The 25,274-nt window shown below is 54.6% G+C and carries 25 protein-coding genes; 10 read left to right on the top strand and 15 right to left on the bottom strand.

Features of this window, described 5'->3' with window-relative positions; genetic code table 11:
• Positions 1–39: 39 nt before the first annotated feature.
• From AC6I8K_RS15485 to AC6I8K_RS15470, 4 genes are all read left to right on the top strand, one after another.
• The gene (locus tag AC6I8K_RS15485) at positions 40–1,062 is read left to right on the top strand and encodes a hemin-degrading factor (RefSeq protein ID WP_497827020.1); all 1,023 of its coding nucleotides are present in this window, start codon (positions 40–42) and stop codon (positions 1,060–1,062) included.
• Positions 1,059–1,901, top strand: a complete 843-nt coding sequence (locus tag AC6I8K_RS15480) for a heme/hemin ABC transporter substrate-binding protein (RefSeq protein ID WP_497827019.1) — start codon at positions 1,059–1,061, stop codon at positions 1,899–1,901. The genes AC6I8K_RS15485 and AC6I8K_RS15480 overlap by 4 nt, the downstream gene beginning before the upstream one ends.
• Positions 1,902–1,996: 95 nt before the next feature.
• Positions 1,997–2,995, top strand: a complete 999-nt coding sequence (locus tag AC6I8K_RS15475) for a FecCD family ABC transporter permease (RefSeq protein WP_497827018.1) — start codon at positions 1,997–1,999, stop codon at positions 2,993–2,995.
• Positions 2,992–3,771: a heme ABC transporter ATP-binding protein gene (locus AC6I8K_RS15470; protein WP_497827017.1), complete on the top strand. Its 780-nt coding sequence runs from the start codon at positions 2,992–2,994 to the stop codon at positions 3,769–3,771. Before AC6I8K_RS15475 ends, AC6I8K_RS15470 begins: the two co-directional genes overlap by 4 nt.
• 96 nt (positions 3,772–3,867) lie before the next feature.
• Here the strand turns inward: AC6I8K_RS15470 and acuI are convergent, their stop codons facing one another.
• A complete protein-coding gene (gene acuI, locus AC6I8K_RS15465) occupies positions 3,868–4,851 on the bottom strand; it encodes an acrylyl-CoA reductase (NADPH) (protein WP_497827016.1) in 984 nt (327 codons plus the stop codon).
• Positions 4,852–5,059: 208 nt separating this feature from the next.
• On the opposite strand from acuI, the gene AC6I8K_RS15460 reads away from it, so the two are divergent.
• Complete coding sequence (locus tag AC6I8K_RS15460; RefSeq protein WP_497827015.1) at positions 5,060–7,207, top strand: ornithine decarboxylase; 2,148 nt, start codon at positions 5,060–5,062, stop codon at positions 7,205–7,207.
• Between the two features lie 73 nt (positions 7,208–7,280).
• Here AC6I8K_RS15460 and mltC read toward each other — a convergent pair whose 3' ends face one another.
• From mltC to mutY, 3 genes are read right to left on the bottom strand one after another with little or no spacing between them, the layout of a single operon-like run.
• The gene (gene mltC, locus AC6I8K_RS15455; protein WP_064738598.1) at positions 7,281–8,360 is read right to left on the bottom strand and encodes a membrane-bound lytic murein transglycosylase MltC; all 1,080 of its coding nucleotides are present in this window, start codon (positions 8,358–8,360) and stop codon (positions 7,281–7,283) included.
• Positions 8,361–8,415: 55 nt separating this feature from the next.
• Complete coding sequence (locus tag AC6I8K_RS15450) at positions 8,416–8,688, bottom strand: oxidative damage protection protein (RefSeq protein WP_007890330.1); 273 nt, start codon at positions 8,686–8,688, stop codon at positions 8,416–8,418.
• Positions 8,688–9,773 (bottom strand): A/G-specific adenine glycosylase, encoded by a 1,086-nt coding sequence (gene mutY / locus AC6I8K_RS15445; protein WP_483816118.1) that lies wholly within the window; start codon positions 9,771–9,773, stop codon positions 8,688–8,690. Before mutY ends, AC6I8K_RS15450 begins: the two co-directional genes overlap by 1 nt.
• A 154-nt stretch (positions 9,774–9,927) precedes the next feature.
• Between mutY and trmB the strand changes: the two genes are divergently transcribed.
• The 4 genes from trmB (at position 9,928) to AC6I8K_RS15425 (ending at position 14,484) form a co-directional block, all read left to right on the top strand.
• A complete protein-coding gene (gene trmB, locus AC6I8K_RS15440; RefSeq protein WP_064738600.1) occupies positions 9,928–10,647 on the top strand; it encodes a tRNA (guanosine(46)-N7)-methyltransferase TrmB in 720 nt (239 codons plus the stop codon).
• Complete coding sequence (locus AC6I8K_RS15435; protein WP_483816117.1) at positions 10,647–10,973, top strand: YggL family protein; 327 nt, start codon at positions 10,647–10,649, stop codon at positions 10,971–10,973. Before trmB ends, AC6I8K_RS15435 begins: the two co-directional genes overlap by 1 nt.
• A 157-nt stretch (positions 10,974–11,130) precedes the next feature.
• A complete protein-coding gene (locus AC6I8K_RS15430) occupies positions 11,131–11,844 on the top strand; it encodes a YggN family protein (RefSeq protein WP_483816116.1) in 714 nt (237 codons plus the stop codon).
• A 273-nt stretch (positions 11,845–12,117) separates the two neighbouring features.
• Positions 12,118–14,484, top strand: a complete 2,367-nt coding sequence (locus AC6I8K_RS15425) for an Ig-like domain-containing protein (protein ID WP_497827014.1) — start codon at positions 12,118–12,120, stop codon at positions 14,482–14,484.
• Positions 14,485–14,616: 132 nt separating this feature from the next.
• Here AC6I8K_RS15425 and hemW read toward each other — a convergent pair whose 3' ends face one another.
• The 4 genes from hemW to AC6I8K_RS15405 are packed head-to-tail and all read right to left on the bottom strand — an operon-like array spanning position 14,617 to position 17,640.
• Positions 14,617–15,759, bottom strand: coding sequence for a radical SAM family heme chaperone HemW (hemW, locus tag AC6I8K_RS15420; RefSeq protein ID WP_497827013.1), 1,143 nt, complete (start codon positions 15,757–15,759; stop codon positions 14,617–14,619).
• Positions 15,752–16,345 (bottom strand): XTP/dITP diphosphatase, encoded by a 594-nt coding sequence (locus AC6I8K_RS15415; protein ID WP_497827012.1) that lies wholly within the window; start codon positions 16,343–16,345, stop codon positions 15,752–15,754. Before AC6I8K_RS15415 ends, hemW begins: the two co-directional genes overlap by 8 nt.
• 20 nt (positions 16,346–16,365) lie before the next feature.
• Positions 16,366–16,920 carry a YggT family protein gene (locus AC6I8K_RS15410; protein WP_064738605.1) on the bottom strand — a complete coding sequence of 185 codons (555 nt, stop codon included), beginning with the start codon at positions 16,918–16,920 and terminating at the stop codon, positions 16,366–16,368.
• 12 nt (positions 16,921–16,932) lie between these two features.
• Complete coding sequence (locus tag AC6I8K_RS15405) at positions 16,933–17,640, bottom strand: YggS family pyridoxal phosphate-dependent enzyme (protein WP_497827011.1); 708 nt, start codon at positions 17,638–17,640, stop codon at positions 16,933–16,935.
• 16 nt (positions 17,641–17,656) lie between these two features.
• On the opposite strand from AC6I8K_RS15405, the gene AC6I8K_RS15400 reads away from it, so the two are divergent.
• Positions 17,657–18,649, top strand: a complete 993-nt coding sequence (locus AC6I8K_RS15400) for a type IV pilus twitching motility protein PilT (RefSeq protein WP_497827010.1) — start codon at positions 17,657–17,659, stop codon at positions 18,647–18,649.
• A gap of 134 nt (positions 18,650–18,783) precedes the next feature.
• Here the strand turns inward: AC6I8K_RS15400 and ruvX are convergent, their stop codons facing one another.
• From ruvX to AC6I8K_RS15365, 7 genes are all read right to left on the bottom strand, one after another.
• Positions 18,784–19,200 (bottom strand): Holliday junction resolvase RuvX, encoded by a 417-nt coding sequence (gene ruvX / locus AC6I8K_RS15395; protein WP_497827009.1) that lies wholly within the window; start codon positions 19,198–19,200, stop codon positions 18,784–18,786.
• Entirely contained in the window at positions 19,200–19,763 is a 564-nt protein-coding gene (locus AC6I8K_RS15390) for a YqgE/AlgH family protein (RefSeq protein ID WP_064738609.1), read from the bottom strand. Before AC6I8K_RS15390 ends, ruvX begins: the two co-directional genes overlap by 1 nt.
• An 82-nt stretch (positions 19,764–19,845) precedes the next feature.
• Positions 19,846–20,790 (bottom strand): glutathione synthase, encoded by a 945-nt coding sequence (gene gshB / locus AC6I8K_RS15385; RefSeq protein WP_064738610.1) that lies wholly within the window; start codon positions 20,788–20,790, stop codon positions 19,846–19,848.
• Between the two features lie 77 nt (positions 20,791–20,867).
• Positions 20,868–21,599, bottom strand: a complete 732-nt coding sequence (rsmE, locus tag AC6I8K_RS15380; protein WP_497827008.1) for a 16S rRNA (uracil(1498)-N(3))-methyltransferase — start codon at positions 21,597–21,599, stop codon at positions 20,868–20,870.
• Positions 21,600–21,672: 73 nt separating this feature from the next.
• Entirely contained in the window at positions 21,673–22,380 is a 708-nt protein-coding gene (gene endA, locus AC6I8K_RS15375) for a deoxyribonuclease I (protein ID WP_483816111.1), read from the bottom strand.
• A 75-nt stretch (positions 22,381–22,455) separates the two neighbouring features.
• Entirely contained in the window at positions 22,456–22,968 is a 513-nt protein-coding gene (locus tag AC6I8K_RS15370; RefSeq protein WP_497827007.1) for a SprT family zinc-dependent metalloprotease, read from the bottom strand.
• 292 nt (positions 22,969–23,260) lie between these two features.
• A complete protein-coding gene (locus AC6I8K_RS15365) occupies positions 23,261–24,655 on the bottom strand; it encodes a sugar porter family MFS transporter (protein ID WP_064738613.1) in 1,395 nt (464 codons plus the stop codon).
• Positions 24,656–25,274 lie beyond the last annotated feature (619 nt).

The raw sequence follows: 25,274 nt of genomic DNA, 5'->3' as shown, positions 1-25,274 counted from the left end.
GCCCTGCGGCAGCGCAGGGCATTTTCACGGAGCAAGGCAATGAACCCACGTTACGATCACTATCTGGCGCTGAAAGGCGAACATCCGAAAAAGTACGCGCGCGATCTGGCGGCGTTAATGGGCATTGGCGAAGCGCAGCTGTGTGAAGCGCGTATTGGCCAGGATGCAAAGGCGTTAAAAACCAATTTCCCGGCGCTGCTGGCAGCACTGGCGGCGGTGGGTGAAACCAAAAGCATCACCCGTAATGAATATGCGGTCCACGAGCAGCTGGGCAAATATGAAAATCTGCACCTTGGCGAACATGCCGGGCTGATTCTCAACCCACGCGCGCTCGATCAGCGTCTGTTCCCCAATCAGTGGCACAGCGCATTCTTCCTGCGTGAGCAGAACGCCCACGGTGAACGTCAAAGCATCCAGATTTTTGATCGCCACGCTGATGCGGTGCTGAAAATCTACACCACCGATAACACCGATATGGCTGCCTGGGATGCGCTGCTTAACGAATTCGTGGTGGATAATGCCGCGACGTTAGATCCGCAGCCCGCCAGCGTGCCGCAATACAGCAGTGTGATTGATGCCAGTAAAGTGGAAGCCGAATGGCGTGCCATCACCGATGTGCATCAGTTTTTTGGTCTGTTGAAGCGCCACAACCTTTCGCGCCCGCAGGCGTTTCGCGCGGTGCCGGACGATCTGGCGCGTCAGGTGAGCAATGACTCTCTGGCGCAGCTGCTGGATCTGGCGCAGCAGGATGGCAACGAAATCATGATTTTCATCGGCAACCGTGGCTGCACGCAGATCTTCACCGGCGCGGTGCAGAAACTGATGCCGATGGATAACTGGATCAACATCTTCAATCCCACCTTCACGCTGCACCTGATGGCGGATCGCATCCATGAAAGCTGGGTGACGCGCAAACCAAGCGGCGACGGCTTCGTCACCAGCCTGGAACTGTTTGCCGCCGACGGCACGCAGATCGCGCAGCTGTATGGTCAGCGCAGCGAAGGCACACCGGAGCAGGTGCGCTGGCGTGAGCAGGTGATGTCGCTGGAGGGAGCAGCATGAGAAAACTTCTGTTGCTGCTGAGTACGCTGGCGCTCCCCGCTGTAGCGGCGGAGCGGGTGATCTCGATTGGCGGTGATGTCACGCAAATCATCTATGCGCTGGATGCGCAGCAGGATTTGGTGGCGCGCGACAGCACCAGCCAGCATCCGGCGCAGGCTAATAAGCTGCCGGATGTCGGTTATATGCGGCAGCTGAATGCCGAAGGGATTCTGGCGCTGAAGCCGACGCTGGTGCTGAGTAGCGAGCTGGCAAAACCGTCGCTGGTACTGCAGCAAGTGGCACAAGCTGGCGTGAAAGTAGTGGATGTCACCGGCAAAAACAGCCTCGACGCCATTCCAGAAAAAATCGCGACTATCGGCAAAGCGCTGCATCGTGAAGATGAGGCCACCGCGCTGATCGAAAAAGTGAATAAGCAGCGCGCGCAGATCCCGCAAAAACCGTTGCCGATTAAAGTGCTGTTTATCATGGCGCACGGCGGCATGCGCACCCAGACGGCGGGCGCACAAACCGGCGCGGATGGCGCGATTCGCAGCGCGGGTCTGATTAACGCGATGGCGGCGGTGCCGCATTACCAGCAGCTGTCGCAGGAAGGCGTGGTCGCGGCGGCGCCGGATTTGATCGTGGTGGGTGAAGATGGCCTGCGTACGCTGGGCGGCGAAGAGAAAGTGTGGGCGCTGCCCGGTTTGGCAATGACGCCGGCCGGTCAGCATCGCGCGTTGCTGGTGGTCGATGAAATGGCGCTGCTGAGCTTTGGCCTGGATACGCCGGGCGTTCTCATCAAGTTGCGTCACGCCGCCGAAGCCGCTTCCCCGTCATACTTCAAGCCGCAGGCACGTTAGCTGCGAGTCCTCACCCCAGTCACTTACTGATGTAAGCTCCTGGGGATGCGCACACTTGCTGCCTTCCTGCACCTTGAATGATTTAGGGGAAAAACATGACTAATACCTCTGTGCTGCGCTGGTTGTGTTTGATGGGCATCAGCATGGTGATGTGTATGCTGCTGGCCGCCAACTTCGGCGCAATGCCACTTTCCATGCGTACCTTGTGGCGTGCGCCGTTCAGCGATATGACATGGCAAATTTGGGTCAACATCCGCCTGCCGCGCGTGCTGCTGGCGGTGCTGCTCGGCATGGCGCTGGCGGTATCCGGCGCGGTGATGCAGGGATTGTTTCGCAATCCACTGGCCGATCCCGGCTTGCTCGGCATCAGCAGCGGCGCGGGTTTAGCGGTGGCGCTCTCAATCATCATTCCGCTTGGCTTACCGCCGCTGCTGGCGCTGTGGCTGCCGAGCATTGCCGCCTTTATCGGCAGTTTGGTGGTAACGCTGCTGATCTTCAGTTTTAGCCGTATGGCGTTAGGCAATTTGTCGCGCCTGCTGCTGGTCGGCATCGCCATCAATGCCTTGTGCGGCGCGGCGGTTGGCGTGCTGTCATGGCTGAGTAACGATCAGCAGCTACGTCAGCTGGCGCTGTGGGGCATGGGCAGTTTGAGTGCGGCACAGTGGCCGAGCCTGGCGGTGTGCGCGGTGCTGATTCTGCCGGCGCTGATGGCGATTCAGCTGCGCGCGCGTCGTCTCAATTTGCTGCAACTTGGTGAAGAGGATGCGCATTACATGGGCATCAACGTTAAGCGCACGCAGCGTCAGCTGCTGGTGCTGAGCGCCTTGCTGGTGGGTACCGCCGTGGCGGTGAGCGGCATTATCGGATTTGTCGGTTTAGTGGTGCCGCACCTGATGCGTTTCTGTCTCGGCAGCGATCATCGCTGGATGCTGCCCGGTTCGGCACTGGCGGGCGCAATTTTGCTGCTGCTAGCCGATACACTGGCGCGCACGGTGGTGGTTCCGGCGGAAATGCCGGTGGGCCTGTTAACCAGCCTGCTGGGCGGCCCGTGGTTTCTCTGGCTGATTCTGCGTGAGCCCAAGGGGGATGAATGAGTGATTGCCTGCAAGCGCGTGGCCTGCGCTTCAGCCACGGCTCACGCGCTTTAATCGATGACGTTTCACTGAGCTTGCAGCCTGGCGAAATGGTCGCGCTGATCGGCCCGAACGGTGCGGGGAAATCCACGCTGCTGCGGCTGTTGACCGGGTTTCTCATGCCGGAATCCGGCCAATGCTGGCTTGGCGATCGACCGTTAAACGACTGGCCACGCGAACCGCTGGCGCAGCGCCGCGCGGTGATGCGCCAGCAAAATAGCGTCAGTTTTCCGCTGCCCGCTGCCGACGTGGTGGCGATGGGCCGCGCGCCGTGGCCAGCCAGCCAATCGAAAACGGTAATTGATGAGGTGATGCATCTCACCGGCAGTCTTGAACTGGCAAAGCGCGATTATCGATCGCTCTCCGGCGGTGAACAGCAGCGCGTGCAGCTGGCGCGCGTGCTGGCGCAGCTATGGCACGACGACGGTCCGCGCGGTTGGCTGTTTCTTGACGAACCGACGTCAGCGCTCGATCTGTTCTGGCAGCAGCACAGTTTGCGTTTGCTGCATCGCCTGACGCGCAACGGACGCTTTAGCGTCTGTACCGTGCTGCACGATCTGAATCTCGCGTCGCTGTGGTCGGATCGCGTGCTGCTGCTGCATCAAGGCAAGCTGGTGGCAGAGGGCGCACCGCAGGAAGTGATGAACGAAGACACGCTGACGCGGTGGTATCAGGCGGAGCTGGATGTGGTGATAAAGGAGGGAAAGGGCAGGCCGCAGATTCAGTTGCGACCATGATGGCAATGCCTGGGTTTTCGTAGGGTGGGCATTCATGCCCACCAGTCCGCGATTCATGCGTACAAGGTCGCCATGAATGGCGACCCTACGAACACATCAGCGGCAATCAACAATCAATCGTCCCCGCACCTGACCGGCCAGCAACTGCTCGGCGCCTTCACGCGCTGCGCTTAGCGGAATCACCTTGGTTAACTGCTGCAATAATTCGCCATCCACCAATTCCGCCAGACGCTGCCACGCCTGCTGACGCAGCGGTTTCGCGCACATCACGCTATCCACGCCCGCCAGAATCACGCCGCGCAGAATGAACGGCGCGACGCTGGTCGGCAGATCCAAACCCTGCGCCATGCCGCACGCGGCTACCACGCCATCGCGCTTGATGCCCGCCAGCACATTGGCCAGCGTGTGGCTGCCGACGCTATCAATCGCCGCCGCCCAGCGCTCTTTCGCCAGCGGTTTGCCAGGCTCACTCAGTTCCGCGCGATCGATAATCGACGTAGCGCCCAGCGTGTTGATCAGGTAATCGCTGTCGCTGGCACGACCGCTCGAAGCCACCACGTCATAGCCGAGACGCGCCAGCAGGCTGACGCTGAAGCTGCCCACGCCGCCGCTCGCGCCCGTCACTAAAACCGGGCCGTGCTGAGGTGTGATGCCCTGTTTTTCCAGCGCCAGTACGCACAACATGGCGGTGAGGCCAGCGGTGCCAATCGCCATGGTTTGCAGCGGGCTAAGTGCGGCGGGGACTTTCACCAGCCAGTCGCCCGACACGCTGGCTTTCTGCGCCAGTCCACCCCAATGTTTCTCGCCTACGCCCCAACCGGTGAGCAGCGCCACGTCGTCTTGCTGCCATTCGGCATGGCGACTGCTGATCACCCGACCCACAAAATCGATGCCCGGCACCATCGGGAATTGCCGCACAATCGGGCCTTTATTGCAGATGGCAAGCGCGTCTTTGTAGTTGAGGGTGGAGTAGCTTACTTCAAGGGTGACATCCTGATCTGGCAACTGTTTTTCTGACAGATCTTTCAGAGATGTACGGTAGCCCTGTTCGTCATTTTCAATGACCAATGCCTTGAACATGCAGCCTCCGGCTGGTTGAGGAAAGTGGGGTAATACTACTCCTTTTTTTCCCTTACCCAACCCTTACCCGCCGCGGGTTGTTCCCGCAAAAAAAAGATGACATGATTGCGCCCCAGTCAGTGATCAACTCCCTTATGACTTTCGCCGAGGAAATCTCCTCATTGCTGTGCCATCGGCACCCACTCATCCTCTCTCAGGGATTTGTGTTATGAACCCATTGAAAATTGCTGCCAGCGTTGCTGTAGCGCCAACCCTTAGTCTCAACACCGCGCGCGATGTGGTGACGCTGGACAATACCGACTTTACCGATGTCGCTGCGGTAGTGATCACCCTTTCAGACACGCGCAGTGGCGTGCTGACGCTGTTGCGCAAGATCGGCTTTAATCTGCCGGTGTTTGTTGCCAATGCGTTCGATGAAGAAGTGCTGAAGCTGCCGGGCGTCACCGGTGAAATCAACGGTGCGCCAGAAGAGTGGGATGCGCTGGAAGACGCCGCGCAAGCGTATGAAGCTGAGTTGCTACCGCCGTTCTTCGACACGCTCACGCGCTACGTCGATATGCAAAACAGCACGTTTGCCTGTCCGGGACATCAGGGTGGCGCTTTCTTCCGCAAACATCCGGCGGGTCGTCAGTTTTATGAGTTCTACGGCGAGAACGTATTCCGTTCTGATATGTGTAACGCCGACGTTAAGCTCGGCGATCTGCTGATCCACGAAGGCTCAGCTAAAGATGCGCAAAAGTTTGCGGCGAAAGTGTTTAACGCCGATAAAACCTACTTTGTGCTCAACGGCACCTCCAGCGCCAATAAAGTGGTGACCAACGCGCTGTTAACGCGCGGCGATTTGGTGCTGTTTGACCGCAATAACCACAAATCCAATCATCATGGCGCGTTGATTCAGGCGGGCGCAACGCCGGTATATTTGGAAGCGGCGCGCAATCCGTTTGGCTTTATCGGCGGCATTGATGCGCACTGTTTTGACGATGCTTATCTGCGTGATCAAATCGCCAAAGTGGCACCCGAACGTGCCAACGATGCGCGCCCATTCCGCCTGGCGATAATTCAGCTCGGCACTTACGACGGCACGGTGTACAACGCGCGCCAGGTGGTCGATCGTATCGGACATCTGTGCGATTACATCCTGTTTGATTCAGCGTGGGTCGGTTACGAGCAGTTCATCCCGCTGATGGCCGGCTGCTCGCCGTTAACGCTGACGTTGAACGCGAACGATCCGGGCATCTTTGTCACGCAGTCGGTGCACAAGCAGCTGGCTGGTTTCTCACAGACTTCGCAGATTCACAAGAAAGACAATCACATCCGTGGGCAGAAGCGTTTCTGTCCACACAAGCGCCTCAATAATGCGTTTATGCTGCACGCCTCAACCAGCCCGTTTTATCCGCTGTTTGCGGCGCTGGATATTAACGCCCGCATGCACCAAGGAGAGGCGGGGCGCAGCATGTGGCACGAGTGTGTCACCATCGGCATTGATGCGCGCAAAGCGATTCTGGAACGTTGTGAGATGATTCAGCCGTTCCTGCCGGAGAAAGTACACGGCAAGCTATGGCAAGCGGCAGAAACTGAAGCCATCGCCGCCGATCCCGCTTACTTCAGTCTTGAACCGGGCGCGAAGTGGCACGGTTTTGCCGGCTACGCGCAGCAACAGTATCTAGTTGATCCCTGCAAGCTGCTGCTGACTACGCCGGGCATTGATGCAGCCAGCGGTGAGTACACCCGTTTTGGCATTCCAGCGACCATTCTGGCCAACTATTTGCGTGAGAACGGCATTGTGCCGGAGAAGTGCGATCTTAACTCGATTCTGTTCCTGATGACGCCAGCAGAAACGCCGGAGAAAATGGCGCATCTGGTGGCGATGTTGGTGCAGTTTGAGCAGCACGTGCGCGAGGATGCGCTACTGGCGGAAGTGCTGCCGAGCGTTTATCGCAAAAATATTGAACGCTACAAAGGTTATACGCTGCGTCGTTTGTGTCAGGAGATGCACGATCTTTATGTCAGTTTCGACGTCAAAGATCTGCAGAAGGCGATGTTCCGTTCCGCATGCTTCCCTCCGGTGAAGGTGAATCCGCAGGATGCGCATCAGGCTTATATTCGTGGCGAAGTGGAGCTGGTGCCGATTGCCAAAGCCGAAGGGCGCATTGCGGCAGAAGGCGCATTGCCCTATCCGCCGGGCGTGCTGTGCGTGGTGCCTGGCGAAGTGTGGGGCGGCGCAGTGCAGCGCTATTTCCTCGCGCTGGAAGAGGGCATCAATCTGCTACCGGGCTTCTCGCCAGAGCTGCAAGGAGTTTACACCGAGGAAGATGAAAGCGGGCGTAAGCATCTGGTGGCGAATATGATGGTTTAACAAGGTCGCCATGAATGGCGACCTTACACGGAGGGTGGGCATTTATGCCCACCGTTTCAATCATCGCACTATCTTAGAATCGACGATAACTGCGCTGCGCCTGGCTCACTTTATACAGATAACGTCGCGACTCTGCCGAAGGATGGTTGGTCGTCAGCGTCTGATACACCTCCGCTGGCGACATACCGTTAATCGACGAGAAGGCGCGATCTTTATCGCTGGAGAACACGCGCAGCACGCTGCCCGCACCGCCGTTGTAGGCCGTAATCACCGCATAACGCCGTGAAACCGGATCCTGAATGCCACCCAAATAACTTCTCTGCAGCAGCGACAAATACGCGGTGCCCGCATCAATATTATTCTCGGGATCAAGCAGATAACTGCGGCTTGGTTTGCCGCCTTTACCCTTCATGCGGAACACATCGACACCGGCGGTATGCTGCACCACCTGCATCAATCCCAGCGCATCGGCATGGCTCACCGCATACGGGTTGAAGCTCGATTCAATCTGCATAATCGCCAGAATCAGTGACGCATCCACGCCATATTGCTCAGCGGCTTTACGCACCATCGGCAGATATTTGTGCGCACGCTTGTCGAGGTGGTTCGGTACCATCGGAATGGTGACCGACCAGATGACGTGCAGGCCGGAAGTGCGTTTCTGCAGTTTGTTTTGAATCAGGTAATCCGCAAAGCTGCCGGCGCGACCCTGCCAGCGAATCGGCTGACCGGTATTATCCAGCACCTGGCCGTACAGCAGCGGCTCTTTACTGATTTGAATATCGTTGACATCGGAGTAGAGATCGACATTGCCGGGATCTTCGCCAATTAACAGCGTGGTGATGATTGCCTGACGCAGGCTGGCCATCGGATCGGTGCCGGAAATGGTCTCAATGGTGATGCTACCGCTGTCAAAGTTGATGTGGCTGCGGGTGTAATAGCCGTCGCTGTATTTGACGTAATCTTTCGGTCCGGCGATCAGAACTTCATTGATTCCCCAAATGTTTTCAATATTGTGGGCAAACTGCCCCATTAAAATATCAAAACCGTTGGTGTCCTTAACCCACTCTTCATGAAACGGCGATTTTTTTTGTCCGGAGCAGGAGACCAAAAGTGGTGCAATCACTAATAGCGCTATCAGTTTTTTATTCATTTGTTAATGCGTGCCTGAATCGAAAAAGAGGGCCTCAATGGGAAGCCCTGAACGGTTATTTTTCTGGCGGGGTGTAACCTTCAATGTGCACATCTTTGCCTTCGAACAGGAAATTAATCATCTCCTTCTCCAGCACTTTGCGATCTTCCGGATTCATCATGCTCAATTTCTTTTCGTTGATCAGCATGGTTTGCTTGGACATCCACTGCTGCCAGGCTTCTTTAGAGATCTCGTTAAAGATGCGCTTACCCAACTCGCCAGGATAGAGCTGAAAGTCCTGGCCTTCAGCGTCGCGTTGCAGATAAGTACAAAAAATGGTGCGGCTCATTACTCTTCCTCTTCGGTCACTCTTGAATGCAGTTTTAGCTGCTGGGGATGGCGCAATTCATGCAGTAAGCGCTCAACCGGCGCCGCCAAACCCACTGACGGTGGTTGCGCTAAGTTATACCAGAGACCGCCCGCTTCATCCATCAGCGACCCAGCGGAAGGCCACGCTAGCCACATAGGCACAATGTCTAAGTGGAAATGGCTAAAGGTGTGACGGAAGGCCGTGAGCTGCTGCGGTTTGGTATGAATGCCGCGCTCGGTTAGCCAGTCAGTTAGCGCTTGCTCACTTGTAAACTGTGGGAAGCAGAATAACCCGCCCCACAGGCCAACCGGCGGACGCTGCGCTAACCACACGTCATCGCCATCCTGCATCATCAACATCCAGCCGCTACGTTCCGGCAAGATCTGCTTCGGTTTTTTGCCTGGATACTCGGCCCAGCTGCTGTTGGCATAGGCGACGCAGCCGCTGCTAAGAGGGCAAATTTCGCATTTAGGACGTGAGCGAGTACATACTAACGCGCCAAGGTCCATCATCGCCTGATTGAACTGGCTGACGCCCTTTGCGGGCGTGACCTCTTCGCTGATCTGCCACAGCCGTTTCTCCACGTCCTTTTTGCCCGGCCAACCGCCGACCGCGTAGCAGCGCGCCAACACGCGTTTTACGTTGCCGTCCAGAATCGGGAAATGCAGACCCAACGACAGCGATAACACCGCGCCCGCAGTGGAGCGACCAATGCCCGGCAGCGCCGCGACATCGTCAAAGTTACGCGGGAACTCGCCGCCGTGCTTTTCCACCACCTGTTTCGCCGCTTTGTGCAAGTTGCGCGCACGCGCGTAATAGCCAAGGCCGGTCCATAGATGCAGCACTTCATCCAGCGGTGCAGCCGCCAGATCGGCCACCGTGGGGAAGCGCGCCATAAAACGTTCAAAATAGGGAATGACGGTAGCAACCTGGGTTTGCTGCAGCATCACTTCAGAGAGCCATACCTTGTACGGCGTTTTCTCCTGCTGCCACGGCAGGGTTTTGCGACCGAAGCGCTGATACCAATCCAGCACTTGTTGCGCGAACGTCGGCGCTTGCATCATAAGAAGGAAATTTTCCGTGTTTACTCTACAATCAGGCAGGAATTCCAGCACAGAGACCTCTGGGTGTAAACCGGAACATTGCAAAGGCTTGCTTCTGCTTTCTAACTTTGCATAATGCCCGTTTCCCAGAACAGGCTAACCAGCAGGCTTCAACATGATTAATGACGTCATCACCCCAGAATTTGATGAGAACGGGCGGCCATTACGCCGTATCCGCAGTTTTGTGCGCCGTCAGGGGCGCTTAACGAAAGGACAGCAGCTCGCGCTTGATAATTTATGGCCGGAGATGGGCGTGGAGTTCCAGCAGGAGCCGCTGGATCTGGTGACGCTGTTTGGCCGCGAAGCGCCGGTGGTGCTGGAGATCGGTTTCGGTATGGGCGCCTCGCTGGTGACCATGGCGCAGAATAATCCGCATCAAAACTTCCTCGGCCTGGAAGTGCATGCGCCGGGCGTGGGCGCTTGCCTGGCTTCTGCCAAAGAAGCGGGCGTTGAGAACCTGCGCGTGATGTGTCACGACGCGGTGGAAGTGCTGCAGAAGATGATTCCGGATAACTCGCTGCGCATGGTGCAGCTGTTCTTCCCGGATCCGTGGCATAAAGCGCGCCATAACAAACGCCGCATCGTGCAGGTGCCGTTTGCTGAGCTGGTGATGCGCAAGTTGAAGCTGGGCGGCGTATTCCATATGGCGACCGATTGGGAAGCCTACGCCGAACACATGTTAGACGTGATGAGCAGCATCGACGGATATAAAAATCAGTCGGAAAGTAACAATTACGTGCCGCGTCCCGAAACGCGTCCGTTAACTAAGTTTGAGCAGCGCGGGCAGCGACTGGGCCATGGCGTATGGGATCTGATGTTTGAGAGGGTGAAATAATGGCCGTACAGCGTAGCCGTCGTTTGCGTAAAAAACTGCATATTGATGAGTTTCAGGAATTAGGTTTCTCCGTCGCCTGGCGTTTCGCCGAAGGCACTACTGAGCAGCAAATCGACGCCACCGTTGATCAGTTCATTAATGAAGTGATCGCGCCGAACGGTCTGGCGTATGACGGCAGCGGTTATCTGGTGTGGGAAGGTCTGGTGTGTCTGCAGGAAACCGGCAAATGCACCGATGAGCACCGCGAGCTGGTGCGCAAATGGCTGGAAGCCCACAACCTGTCTGATGTGCAGGTAACTGAACTCTTCGACGTTTGGTGGGACTAAAGATCGTATCGGGCTAGCTTACTTGCCCTTTTTGCACCGGGCAGTGCTCGCATTCCTCACGTACTCATGTACGCTCCGGATGCTGTGCGCTGGCCGGCACAAAAATGGCTGCGACGCTCAACGCCCGACCTTCAAGCCTGTAAAAAAGGGAGATTTCATGGTTCGTAAGGCACTTATCGCCGCGCTGCTGCTGGCGGCAACTCAGGCTCAGGCTGCATATGAATGCAGCGTTAAGCCACAGGATGATGTGATCGTTAAACCGCAGAGCGTGCAGGTGGTGGGAACCAACGGCAACCTCGAAATCACTCCGCAGGGCGATGTGCAGTTCAATGGCCAAAAGGTCAACGTGGATAACGCTGATCGCCAGAAAGCCATTGATTATCAAACGGCGCTGCGCCGCGATTTGCCGTGGATCGATAGCGGGGCGACTTCGCGTCTGGAGCGCAGCCGTGTGGCGCTGGATAAAGTGATTGTTGAAAAGCTCGGCGCGAACAGCAACGTGCGCAATCGCCTGACTAAGCTGGATGGTCAACTTAAAGAGCAGATGAACCGTATTATTGAGCATCGTCCAGATGGGCTGACGTTCCACCATCAGGCTATCGACCAGGTTCGTGCTGACGGCGAGAAACTGGTGCAAAGCACGCTTGGCGGCATCATGCAGGATAGCCTGAACGAAATGGGCAGCAGCCAGGCGGCGAACGGCAGCAATCCGCTACAGGCGATCATGGGCAACCTTGGTGGCTTACAGCAATCGGTGCAGGCGGAATGGAATAAACAGGAACAAGATTTCCAGAATTTTGGTCACGAGGTGTGTAATCGCGTGACGGTGTTAGAAAAACAACGCTCAGAATTGATAAAAGGGATTCAATAAAATTATCAATCTTTACAGATTATATAAGATAATTTCGCGTTGATAAACCTAGAAGATTATCTTTTTTTTATTTTATGGTAAATGACAAGATAAGCTGGGTTTATTTGATGTCTTGTTGTATTTACTTAAAACGTGAAATGTCTTGAAATCGCCTTAGTGACAAATTATTTAACTTGAAAGCGTCTTTTTTAGATTAAGACGCTTCTTGTTAATGGGTCATTTGAGCGGTGAGAATATAACACCTCGTTTAATATATTTCACATCGAGGTGGTTATGAGTATTAATTTTGATTTCTCTGATGATTTTATCGTTGTTAATCCACATGTCGCTAATCAAGATAAACAAGATAAAGAAAGTTCTAAAGCAGCCATTAATCCGGACTGGTTATATTCAGACGATATTATCGTCCACGCATTACCCGGCTGGTATAACGATCCACAAAAGAGCTGGTATGTCGAAGTCACTTCACCCGATACAAAGCAGATCATAGTTACCCTGAATGGCAATCAGGTAATAACCCTGCCCGTGCGTAACGGTGCGATTGAATGGACACCAGTACGCCCGCTCAGTGATGGTGAATATAGCCTGAGTTTTACCCCGGTAGATTTCGCGGGAAATATCGGAACGCCTGTTACCGTGGCTTATAATGTTGATACCATTCCACCAGCACAACCTGCAATTATTGCTATTGAAGATGACGTTGCTGGCGGTGTGCAAAATGGTGAAAGCATTAAGCGCAATGGATACACCAACGATCCAAATCCTGTCGTCCGTGGCAATGCGGAAGCAAACAGCATTGTGTACATCTATAATAAAAACAATAAAACGCCGCTGGCCTCAGTAAAAGCTAATGCTCGCGGTGAATGGGAAGTGGAAGTTAATTTACCCAAAGACGGAAATTATGAACTCAGTGCCGTTGCGGTAGACCGTGCTGATAACCGCAGCCCATCCTCACAGAAATGGAACTTCGAATTAGACACGCTGAATCCTGATAACGCAGTAATAAAATATTATCAGGATGACGTGGGTCTTAATCGTGGGCAGTTTGATTTTACTAAGGCAACCGACGATCGCCGACCAGAATTACACGGTAGTGGTGAGCCCGGTGAATATGTGCGCGTGCAGTATGCTGGCAAGAATGGAAGCTGGATTACAACCGCGACGGTGAATGTCGACAGTAATGGTAACTGGCAATGGACGCCGCCAGTTGATCTGGCCGATGGTAGCTGGAATTTCCGGGTTCGCAGTATCGATCACGCAGGTAACGTCAGTAAATGGAGCGGTACCACGACGCTGGTTGTTGATGGTTCCACCACGCAGCCTACCATCGTTCAGGCCTGGGATGACGTGGGCAAGCAGCAAGGCAATATTGCATCGGGTCAAACAACGGACGATACACGCTTAGACTTCAGAGGCAAAGCCGAAGCTTACAGCAGCGTCACGCTTTATCAGGATGGGGTGCCTGTCGGCATAGCACAGGCAAATGGCGCGGGTGACTGGGTGATTACGCCTAATCGTGATATGAGAGAAGGCTATAATAATTTCACGGTTGAGGCAGTTGATACCGCAGGAAATAAAAGCATTCCTTCACAGAACTACTCGGTGAATTACAAATCTGTGCCGAGGTATGAAAGAAACAGTGAAGACTGGGAGCTCAGAAGTAATGATAACTGGGCAACCGGGCAAACATATCAATACGGCAAGCTCAAAGTCACCGAGTTAAAGCATGGCGATGCAATTAATACCTTTCACACGGGCATCATGTCGAATATAAAAACCCATACCGATTATTACCATGGTCGGGCGGTGACGATGCTGGATAACTCAATTGTTAAATATGATTTTGGTGAAACAGACTTTGTCGCGTTTAATTATGCTAACCTGCATAATAGCAATGCAAAAGTGAAAGTTTACTCACCGGACGGTACGTTACTTGCTATCCAGGCGCTGGCACAAAGTGGCACTATTAATTACGAATCGCAGAGTTATCAATTTAACTATAAGGCGAGTGCAGAAAAGCCGATAGGGTATATTGAGGTACATTCAGCGGCCGATCCCGATACCTACTGTTACTATTGGTTCTATGGTTGGGTAAAAACCTACAATGATGTTGGCTGGACTATTGATACCATGACCTGGGGCAGCGGAGAAGGCACCGGGGTTAAAAGTATCGCGTCGAATGAAGCCGCGCCAATTTATGCGCCAGCCGCCGGTGAATTGCATATTATTGATGTAGCTAGCTGGTTAATTACTACTCAGCCAATCGATGCGATTCAAACCGGAAAACTTGTTTTTGACGGTGCAGAACAGCACATTGATTTTTCAGATATCGTTGAACGTGTTGAAGGTTTGCAACAGGTGGATATTACCGGACAAGGCAATAATACCCTCAAGCTGGATTTGACCGCACTGCTCACCGAAGGCGGCAACGGGTTATTTATTAACGATGGCACGCAACAGCTGATGATTGATGGCGATAGGGGCGACCGCGTTATTATTGATCGGGCGGAGTGGCGCGAGGGTTGGTCAATTTCGCAGAATAACGTACAGGTCGGTGGTGAAAGCTGGAAGCTGATAACCAATAGCAAAGAAAATTACACGCTGTTGGTCAATCAGGAAATTGAGCTTGCTTACGGCTAAGGTAATTTAATCGTTATGCACGACGATTAAACCAAACGTAGCTATGTTAACTCGGTGCGCATTATTGCGCACCTTACAACATTAGAAGTGCTCCGCTGCAAGATCGCCATGCACAGCGATCCCATTACAGATTTACTCATCATCGCTCAGGAACAGCTCCAACAGCGAATTCAGGAACAACTTCCCTTTTTCGGTAATCTGCCAGTTCTCGCTGGTTTCCACCACGTATCCCGCACTTATCGCCGCATCAATTTGCGGACGAATCACTTGCTCATTCATGCCGGTGTAGCGACGGAAATCTGCGCGCGGTGCCGCTTCCAGCAGGCGGAAACGGTTCATAAAGAACTCGAACGGTTTGTCGTTCTCGGCTACGTCGTGCTGCTTATCGAGGTAATTACCCTTCATAAAGCCGCGAGGATGGCGGGTTTTCACCGTACGCACAATGCGGCCATCCGGCTGCGTTAGTTTGCCGTGGGCACCGCAGCCAATGCCAAGATAATCACCGAAGCGCCAATAGTTGAGGTTGTGCTCGCAGCGATAGCCCGGTTTAGCGTAGGCCGAGGTTTCATACTGCAGATAGCCAGCGGCGCTGAGCAGCTGATGACCTTGCTCGAAGATATCCCACAGCGCGTCATCATCCGGCAGTTTTGGCGGACGTGAGCCAAATAAGGTGTTTGGCTCGATCGTCAGCTGATACCACGACAGATGCGGCGGGTTGAGCGCAATCGCCTGGCGCAAATCGTCCAGCGCTTCTTCCAGCGACTGATCCGGCAAACCGTGCATCAGGTCGAGGTTAAAGCTGCGCAGGCCTAAGCCTTCCGCCAGCTGCGCCGCGCGCACCGCTTCCTGCGGCCCGTGAATGCGGCCAAGACGTTCAAGTTTTTGCGGGCTAAAGCTCTGCACGCCAATTGAAATACGGTTAATCCCGGCGCGCTGATAGCCGCTAAAGCGGTCGGCTTCCACTGTGCCCGGATTGGCTTCCATGGTGATTTCCGCATCGACAGCCAGCGGCAAACGTGCCCGCACGCCATCCATCAACATCTGCATCGCATTGCTGCTCAACAGGCTTGGTGTACCGCCGCCGATGAAGATGGTGCGCACTTCGCGCCCGGACGTCAGCGGTAAATCCTGTTCGAGATCGTTGAGCAGGTGCTGCACATACTCAATGTGCGGCACTTCGCCTTTTAACGCGTGCGAGTTGAAATCACAGTATGGGCACTTCTGCACACACCATGGAATGTGGATATACAGACTTAACGGCGGTAACTCAGGCATTGCGCATCGCTTCCAGCAGCAGCGTCAATGCTTTACCACGGTGAGAGACGGCGCGCTTTTCGTCTTTACTCAGCTCTGCCGCCGTTTTACCTAATTCAGGTACGTAGAAGATGGGATCGTAACCGAAGCCGCCTGCACCCGCTTCCGCGCGGGCAATCTCTCCGGCCCAGCTACCGTGGAACACCAGCGGCGTCGGATCGGCGGCGTGACGCACGTAAACCAGCACGCAATGAAACTGCGCCTGACGTTCGCCTTCCGGCACGTTTTCCAGCGCCACCAGCAGCTTATCCAGATTTTGCCGATCGCTGGCGTCAACGCCTGCATAGCGCGCGGAGTAAATGCCCGGCGCGCCGCCCAGCGCGTCTACCGCCAGGCCGGAATCGTCGGCAATCGCCGGTAAACCGGTAATCTCCGCCGCATGACGCGCTTTCAGGATGGCGTTTTCGATGAAGGTCAGGCCGGTTTCTTCCGCCGACTCAACGCCGAGGTCGGTTTGCGCCACGATATCCAGTCCGAAGGCCGCTAACAGATCGGCCAGTTCACGAACTTTGCCCGGATTACCGGTCGCGAGAACAACTTTTTGCATAACAGTTCCAGATTAACGAATTACAGCAAATACCAGAGACCTGGGAACAGGTCCATGCCGAGGAAATTCAGTGCGTACAGCACCAGAATCACAATCATGGCAGAGAAATCGATACCGCCCATCGCAGGCAGAATACGACGAATTGGCGACATCAGCGGTTCAGTCAACTGCAGCAAAACCTGATCCACCGGACCGCGGCCCTGGCTGATCCAGCTCATAAGCGAGCGAATGATGATCACCCAGAACACCAGATAACCGGCGGATTTCACTAGCGACAGCAAGCCAACCAAGAGGTTGGTGGGATCAACCGAGAACACGCCGACCTGAATCAGCAACAGGATCGGATATTTCAGCGTGGTCAGCACAAAGGCCAGCAGCAGCGACGCGGTATCAATCGGGCCAATCGCAGGAATCACGCGGCGCAGCGGCTTGATAATCGGTTGAGTGATCTTCACGACAAACTGCGCCAGCGGATTGTAGAAGTCACAGCGCGACCACTGCATCCAGATGCGCAGCAGCAGCACCATCACGTACAAATCGATCAGCGTTTTGACTAAAAACGTCAGTGTTAACATGAGGTTCCTCAATTATTGTTGTGAAGGTCGCGCATAATCCCGCGCGCCAAAAACGGCGGTGCCAATACGCACCATGGTGCTGCCCGCGGCGATTGCCGCGTCCATATCGTCGCTCATTCCCAGAGAAAGCGTATCGACGTCAGGATAGTCCTGCTTTAAGGCCTGAAACGCGGCAGCCATCTGCTGACATACCGCCAGTTGCCGCGCGTATTCCAACTCGGGCGCCGGAATGGCCATCAGCCCACGCAGACGTAGCTGCGGCAACGCCGCTATCTGCTGAGCCAGCTCCGGCAACGCCTCCAGCATGATGCCAGATTTGCTGTTTTCGTCACTGATATTTACCTGAATTAACACGTTGAGCGGCGGCAATGACGCTGGGCGCTGATCGTTCAGGCGCTGCGCAATGCGCTGCCGGTCAACGGTGTGGCACCAGGCGAAGTTTTCCGCCACCAGGCGGCTTTTATTGGATTGCAGCGGGCCGATAAAGTGCCATTGCAAATCAGGATGTGCGGCCAGTTCCGCCACTTTTTCAACCCCTTCCTGTACGTAATTTTCACCGAACGCCTGTTGTCCAGCGGCAATGGCTTCTGCGACCGCGCTCGCAGGTTTGGTTTTGCTCACTGCAAGCAGGGTAATTTCTTCTGGCGCGCGGCCGCAACGTGCGGCGGCAGCGGCGATACGCTCACGCACTTGCTGTAAGTTGTGCTCAATGGAAGTCATAGTCAGGAGAAGTTAAATGGAGTTGGATGAAATTGTGGCCCTTAGTGTAAAGCATAACGCCGCCGATCTGCACCTTTGCAGCGGACATTTACCGCACTGGCGTCGGCAAGGCGTGCTGGAGCCGATTCCGCAGCAAAGCGCGCTGGATGGCGGCTGGCTCGAAGGCTTTATGCAGCAGTGGCTCACAGCGCCGCAGCAGGCCGAGCTGGAGGAGAATGGACACGTTGATTTTGCCATCACGCTTGCCAGCGGCGAACGACTGCGCGCCAACCTGTTTATGCAGCGACATGGGTTATCGCTGGCGCTGCGGCTGATTGCCAGCAGGGCGCCCGATCTCATTAGCCTGCATTTGCCCGAAGTGATGAGCCAACTTTTACAGCTGGAAGAGGGGCTGATTTTAATTACTGGTGCCACCGGTAGCGGCAAATCCACCACGCTGGCGGCCATGGTGGATTGCCTGAATCGCCAGCAGGCGCGGCATATTCTGACGCTTGAAGATCCGATTGAGTTTGTGCATCGCAGCCAACGCTCGTTGATTCAACAGCGCGAAGTCGGTGCGCACTGCGCCTCGTTTCAGCACGGGCTGAAAGCTGCGCTGCGGGAAGATCCTGATGTGATTCTGCTTGGTGAACTGCGCGACAGTGAAACTATCCGCCTGGCGCTCACTGCAGCGGAAACCGGTCATCTGGTGCTGGCTACGCTCCATACGCGTGGCGCAACGCAGGCGGTTGATCGGCTGGTGGATGTGTTTCCCGCCGAGGAGAAAAATCTGGTGCGCACCCAATTAGCGGGCAGCCTGAAAGCGGTGTTGGCGCAACGTTTAGTTCCGGCAAAAGCGGGCGGGCGCATTGGCTTGTTTGAAGTGCTGGTGGCGACACCCGCGGTGGCGAACCTGATCCGCGAGGGCAAAATGCATCAGTTGCCAGGCGTATTGCAAACCGGCGCGCAGGCTGGCATGCAAACGTTCGCGCAGAGCGAGCAGGGACGTCAGATGGCGGGATTGATTTGATGGGATTGAGTACAAATCGTAGCGGCGCAATTTATTGCGCAATGCATGGAGGGGCATGGTGCCGCCATTTATACGCGCGATAAATCGCGCCGCTACGGTATGTGACAGAACTGGATGAGATAACGGGTAAGGGTTTAGTGCGTCTCAAACCAATCTTCGAGGATAATTACCGCCGATTGTGAATCGACCTGGCCTTTCTGCAACGCACGAAAGCCGCCGCGTTCAAACAGGTCGGCACGCGCTTCTACGGTGCTCAGGCGCTCATCCTGCAACTCAACGCGCACGCCAAAACGGCCATGCAGGCGATTGGCAAACTTACGCGCACGCGCAGTCAGCTCCTGTTCGGTGCCATCCATATTCAGCGGCAAACCTACCACCACATAATCGGGCTGCCACTCTTTCAGCAGCTTTTCAATCAGATTCCAGTTTGGCGTGCCATCCTGCGCTTTTAGCGCCGTTAACGCGCGGGCGGTGCCCGTCAGTTGCTGACCAATGGCGACGCCGATGTTTTTGGTGCCGAAATCGAAGCCCAGTAAGGTTTCATTGGCCATCAAGCATGTCCTGCATCGGTGGCGATATTATGAATATCGACACCCAAACCGCGTGCTGCCTCGCGCCAGCGCTCTGCAATTGGCGTCTGGAACAGAATATTGGTATTAGCGGGCGAGGTGAGCCAGGCATTCTCCAGCAGCTCATCTTCAAGCTGTCCTTTCTCCCAGGCGCAATAACCCAGCGCGACCAGCACGTTATCTGGTTGAGAGGCGGTACCGATCGCTTCCAGCACATCGCGCGAGGTAGTGATCACCGTGGTGTCTGAAATACGAATGCTTGAGGAGTAAATGTGCTGCGCCGAGTGCAGGATGAAACCACGATCTTCCGCCAGCGGACCTCCGGCAAACACCGGCTTGTCCAGTTTGATAGCAGGATCGCGTTCGGATGCGCTAATTTTAAGCTTTTTAAGAATGCCTTCGACCGTCAGGTTTTCCATTGGCTTATTTACAATCAAACCCATAGCGCCATCTTCATTATGCTCGCAGATATACACCACGGAGCGTTTGAATAGCGGGTCCTGCAGCGATGGCATCGCAATTAAAAAATGATGCTGTAAATTCATTATCACTCGTATACCAAAAATAACCGGCGCTGCCGCGGCAGCGCCGGTTTTGGGTGTTCACGGAGTGGAAACTCCGACGGCATCAGCCCAGGCGTTTCTCAATGGCATCCATCAGCATGCCAGTGACCGATATCGGGAACGCGGCCTCGATTTCACGCACGCAGGTTGGGCTGGTCACGTTAACTTCAGTCAGTTTATCACCGATGATATCCAGACCGACAAAAATCAGTCCTTTGGCTTTCAGCGTTGGGCCTACGCGACGCGCAATTTCCCAGTCGCTGTCGCTCAGCGGACGGGCTTCACCACGGCCACCAGCAGCCAGATTACCGCGCGTTTCGCCACCTTGTGGAATACGTGCCAGGCAGTAAGGCACAGGTTCGCCATCCACCACTAATACGCGTTTGTCGCCGTCTTTAATCGCGGGCAGATAGTTCTGCGCCATACAGAAGTTCTGGCCGTGATTGGTCAGGGTTTCGGTGATCACGCCAAAGTTTGGATCGTCCTGCTTCACGCGGAAAATGGATGCGCCGCCCATGCCGTCCAGCGGCTTAAGGATCACATCGCCATGTTCCTGCCAGAAGGCGCGCAGCTGCTCTTTGCTGCGCGTGACCAACGTATCTGGCGTCAGGTCGGCAAACCATGCGGTATACAGCTTCTCGTTGCAGTCGCGCAGGCTCTGCGGTTTGTTAACGATCAGCGTGCCTTGCTCTTCCGCGCGTTCCAGCAGGTAAGTGGCATAGATAAATTCGGTGTCGAACGGGGGATCTTTACGCATCAGCACCACGTTAAGATCGGCCAGCGGGATAACCTGCTCGCTGCCAAACGTGTACCAGTTATCGTAATTCTGCTCAACGCTCAGCAGACGGGTGCGCGCATAGCTCACGCCACCGCGCAAGGAGAGATCGCTCATCTCCATGTAATGAATTTCGTAACCACGGCGCTGTGCTTCCAGCAACATGGCGAAGCTGGTGTCTTTTTTAATGTTGATGGACGAAATGGGGTCCATAACGATGCCAAGCTTAATCATTATTCTCTCCTAAATGGGGAAGCAACTACCCCGAAAGCATTATGCTGTGAAGTTACGTTCGAACCCGAAAGTATCGCTTAACCGAGGTCACCAAACCTCACCTGAAGTGCCGTAATGGCAGTGAGTGCGGTGGTTTCAGTGCGCAACACGCGTGGTCCAAGCAAAATATCGGTAAAACCCTGTTGCGCCGTCATGGCAATTTCATCGGCGGATAAGCCGCCTTCCGGCCCAATCAGCAAACGCAGGCGTTCTACCGGTTGCGGCAGCGTGTTGATGCTATGGCTGGCACGCGGATGCAAATTAAGCTTCAAACCATCTTCGGCTTCCGCACACCAGGCTTGTAACGTCATCGGCTCGCGAATTTCCGGCACACGATTACGGCCGCACTGTTCACAGGCGGCAATCGCGATTTTCTGCCATTGCTGAATCTTTTTCGCCAGTCGCTCGGCATCCAGCTTTACGCCGCAGCGTTCAGAAAACAAGGGCGTAATGACATTCACGCCAAGTTCGATCGATTTCTGGATAGTGAATTCCATTTTTTCACCGCGCGACATCACCTGGCCAAGGTGCAAATGCAGCGGGGATTCACGATCATCCTGCTGACTGGCAAGGATCCTTACTTTTACACGCTTTTTATCGGCCTGGGTGATTTCAGCGCTAAAAGTCAGATTACTGCCATCAAACAGCTCAATTTGCTGACCGGCCGTCATGCGCAGCACGCGCCCGACATGGTTAGCGGCGTCTTCATCGAGAAAGACTTCACTGTTTACTTCGAGAGATTCGGGATGATAAATGCGAGGTATACGCATGCGGTTCCTGCCAGCGTTATGCCGTGTCAGTGGACACGGCGCAATCGAAAAAAGCTAGTGTAGGGTAGCGCTTTTAGCGCTGGCAAGCCTGCTGTACGTAGGAATTATGATTTCCCTGCACGTTGGCGATGCGATTATCGCGTTCACACTCCCACGTTGTCACCGGATATTGCTTATCCCACGCGGTAAAAAGTTGAGTTTGCTGGCGCGACAGGCGCAGATGATATTGGTCACGCATATAGAAGTACGTGCGGGCAATGGCACCGCGCGCGCGTTCCGGTGGTTGCGCCCGTTTCTGCTTAAAATCGACCTTCATGCTGCATTGACCGTATTGCTGTTCGCCGCCATTCCACTGACTGTACTGGAAGTTATTGCGGTCACCATTCACTTCACCAATCGCGGGCTGCAGGTTATGCAGGTCGCTTTCGATACGGCGGTAATCAGCATCTTTACTGCAGTTTTTGCGTCCACCGTTTTGCCAGCACTGGCGCTGGTGACCGAATTCCCACGCCGGCATCACATGTTCCCACTCGATACGTTCTGCGCGGTTGGCATTTTTACGTACGCTGTAGCCGCAGCTGCTCAAATCCGGCACGCCTTTTTTGCCGTGCCAGCTGATTTTACAACCGCAGTAGAAGTCTGCTGGCGCATCGGCGTTGATTTGCGCGGCATAGACTTTGGCCTGACTGAAGTTGTTTTGATGATAGTTAGTGAAACTGAGGCTATAAGCACTAAGCGGAGCAACTAACAAGGTAAGTAACAGCAGCGTTTTGCGAGACATATTCCAAAAATTAACCTGGTCCTGAAAAAGGGCGGCAGGGTAACAGAATGGCGAGAGGCGGGATATCAGATTAGGCTATGTTGCTGAGAATTCGCCGGGTTGCAGTAAGGTTTTGCAGTGTACGCAACGATACTCGCTTTCGCCGCGCAGCACGCGGTTATGGCGGCGCACGGTGAGCTGATGCTGCTGACAGCGGCAGCGATAGGGGAAGGTGTTGCTGCGCACCGAGTCGATTTCAAACTGGTGCGTGCGACGTGCCGGCACGCCAAGTACGCTCTCCATCATCCATTTCCACTCTTTGCCGTGCGGTGGCACGCGACCAAAGGTTTTCCACACCAGCAGATGCGCCAGCTCGTGCGGGACGACTTCATCAACGAACGCCTGCTGATTCTCCAGCAGTAGCACCGGGTTGATGCGGATTTCCCACTTTTCCAGCCATGCGGTTCCTGCAGCGGTGCCACGCTGTTGGTAAACCAGATTGGGCTCATCAAAGCGCCGCTCCAGCTTCTCATTGGCCAGCTGTAGAAAGTGGCGCAGTGAGCGCATAACGGCTTGTTGTAGGGCGATAGGAAGGCGTGGTGTTTTCATGGAGGGAAGCATAAAAGGTTGCAGCCGTTGAATCAACTGAGCACCAGGTCGCCATGAATGGCGTAATGCCGATCAGTTAAGCCCCGTATTAATTACCGCACATTCCGTAGCGGCGCGATTTATCGCGCAATAAATTGCGCCGCTACAAGGTGTGCGCCAGGTAGTTGGGGTTTTCATCTCTTAACTGACAAGCATTACGCCATAATTGGCGACCGCACGGTTATGTGGCTCGATGCGCAGCCGAAATAAAAAAGGGCTGCCAGTTGGCAGCCCTTGCATTCGCTTATCGGGATTACTTCTGACCGATATCGCGCAGTTTTTTGCCTGACATCAGGTTGCGTTCGATGTGTTCCAGCGAGACGTTTTTGGTCTCCGGAATCAGCGCCAGCGTCAGCAGAATGAAGAATACGTTCAGACCCGCGTAAACCCAGAAAGTTGGCGCGTTGCCCAGCGTGTTCAGCATGGTCAGGAAGGTGGCACCCACGATCATGTTCGCAATCCAGTTGGTTGCGGTAGACACGGTAATACCAAAGTCGCGGCCTTTCAGCGGCTGGATTTCTGAACATAGCACCCAAATCAGTGGACCGGCAGACATCGCAAAACCAACGATGAACATCAGCAGCATCGCCACCGCGAAGTATTGTGCTTCAGGCGAATGGATGCCGATGTGCAGCATGGTACCCAGCACGCCCATGCCGACTGCCATTACCAGGAAGCCCAGCAGCAGCGTAGGTTTACGACCCCAGCGATCCACCAAACCGATAGCAATAAAGGTCGCCAGTACGTTAACCAGACCGACAATCACCGTGCCCCACATTTGCTGCGTGGTGTTGGCAAAGCCAGCGATCTCGAAGATCTTCGGTGCGTAATACATGATGACGTTCATACCGGTGAACTGCTGCATTACCTGCAACAGCACGCCGAGGAACACCGCGCGGCGGAAGTGACTGTTGCTCTGGAACAGCTGCCAGCCTGACTGCTTAATCTTCAGGCTTTCACGGATTTCATCCAGTTCGCGTTTTGCTTGTTCGCTGGTATCACGCAGACGCGATAACACCCGTTCAGCACTGCGGAAATCCCCTTTGGCTGCCAGCCAGCGCGGGCTGTTTGGCAGGAAGAACACGCCGATCAGCAGCAGCACCGCTGGAATGGTGATGATACCGAGCATCCAACGCCATGCGCCAGCATCGGCGAAGGCGGTATCAGAGAGATAAGCGGCCAGAATACCGATGGTGATCATCAGCTGGTACAGTGAAATCATACTGCCGCGAATTTTCTCTGGAGCGATCTCAGAGAGATAGAGCGGAGCGGTGTAAGACGCGACACCCACGGCCAGACCGAGCACCACACGCGCGGCGATCAGCATGTCCGGGCTGGTTGCGCCCGCAGACCACAATGAACCGATAACGAACAGAATCGCACCCGCCATCAGGCTCTTTTTACGGCCAAGACGCGATGACATCCAGCCGCTGCCGACCGCACCGACCGCAGCACCAAACATCATTGAGCTGACGATCCACTCTTGCTGATGCGCGGTGACGTTAAAGTCTTTCGCGATGAAAGGCAGAGCGCCAGCGATAACGCCGATATCCAGTCCAAACAGTAAGCCGGCCAGCGCCGCTAAAAAGCAGACAAACAAGGTCATGACCTTATTTGAAGTTCTGCTCTTGTGATTATTACCAGGCATGAAGCCTCCAAAGTTTATCCATCGTTGTTGTTATCAATGTTATGAAACCTGTCGGCGGAAAAAAGTGAGTAAGATCACATCAGTGTAATCGGTTACACACGCTGAAACCCTGCAATCCAGCATTTTCCGCCCGAAATAGTTACGTAACCAGTAAGGTATAGCACCCTTTAAGTTTCTGACATCGCACTAAATACCGGCTATCAGACGACGCTGAAAATAACGCATTTTCAGAGTAATAACTACGCTGAAAAATCTCTAAATTGCCGATTGATAAAGGATTTCAAAATGTAATCGTTATCACCAAGATGTAAGCGAGGCGAAAGAAGTGTAGACGCGAGTTGAAAAAGAACAATGTGCCTTAAATCGGGGGCTTGGTGAGGCATGAGGCGTGGTGGTCGCCATAAATGGCGTAATGCCGATCGGTTAAGCGCCGTATCTAATTACCGCACATTCCGTAGCGGCGCGATTTATCGCGCAATGAATTGCGCCGCTACGAAATGTGCGCTCGGTAATAAGGGTTTTCATCTCTCAAATGACGAGCATTACGCCATTCATGGCGACCAGCTACACATTCTTGCGCTATGGGCAAAAAAAAGCCCGCCAATGGCGGGCTCGATAT

The organism is Pantoea sp. X-Soil-ISGK-421 (assembly GCF_059730785.1).
This window is presented reverse-complemented; position numbering and strand designations above follow the sequence as displayed.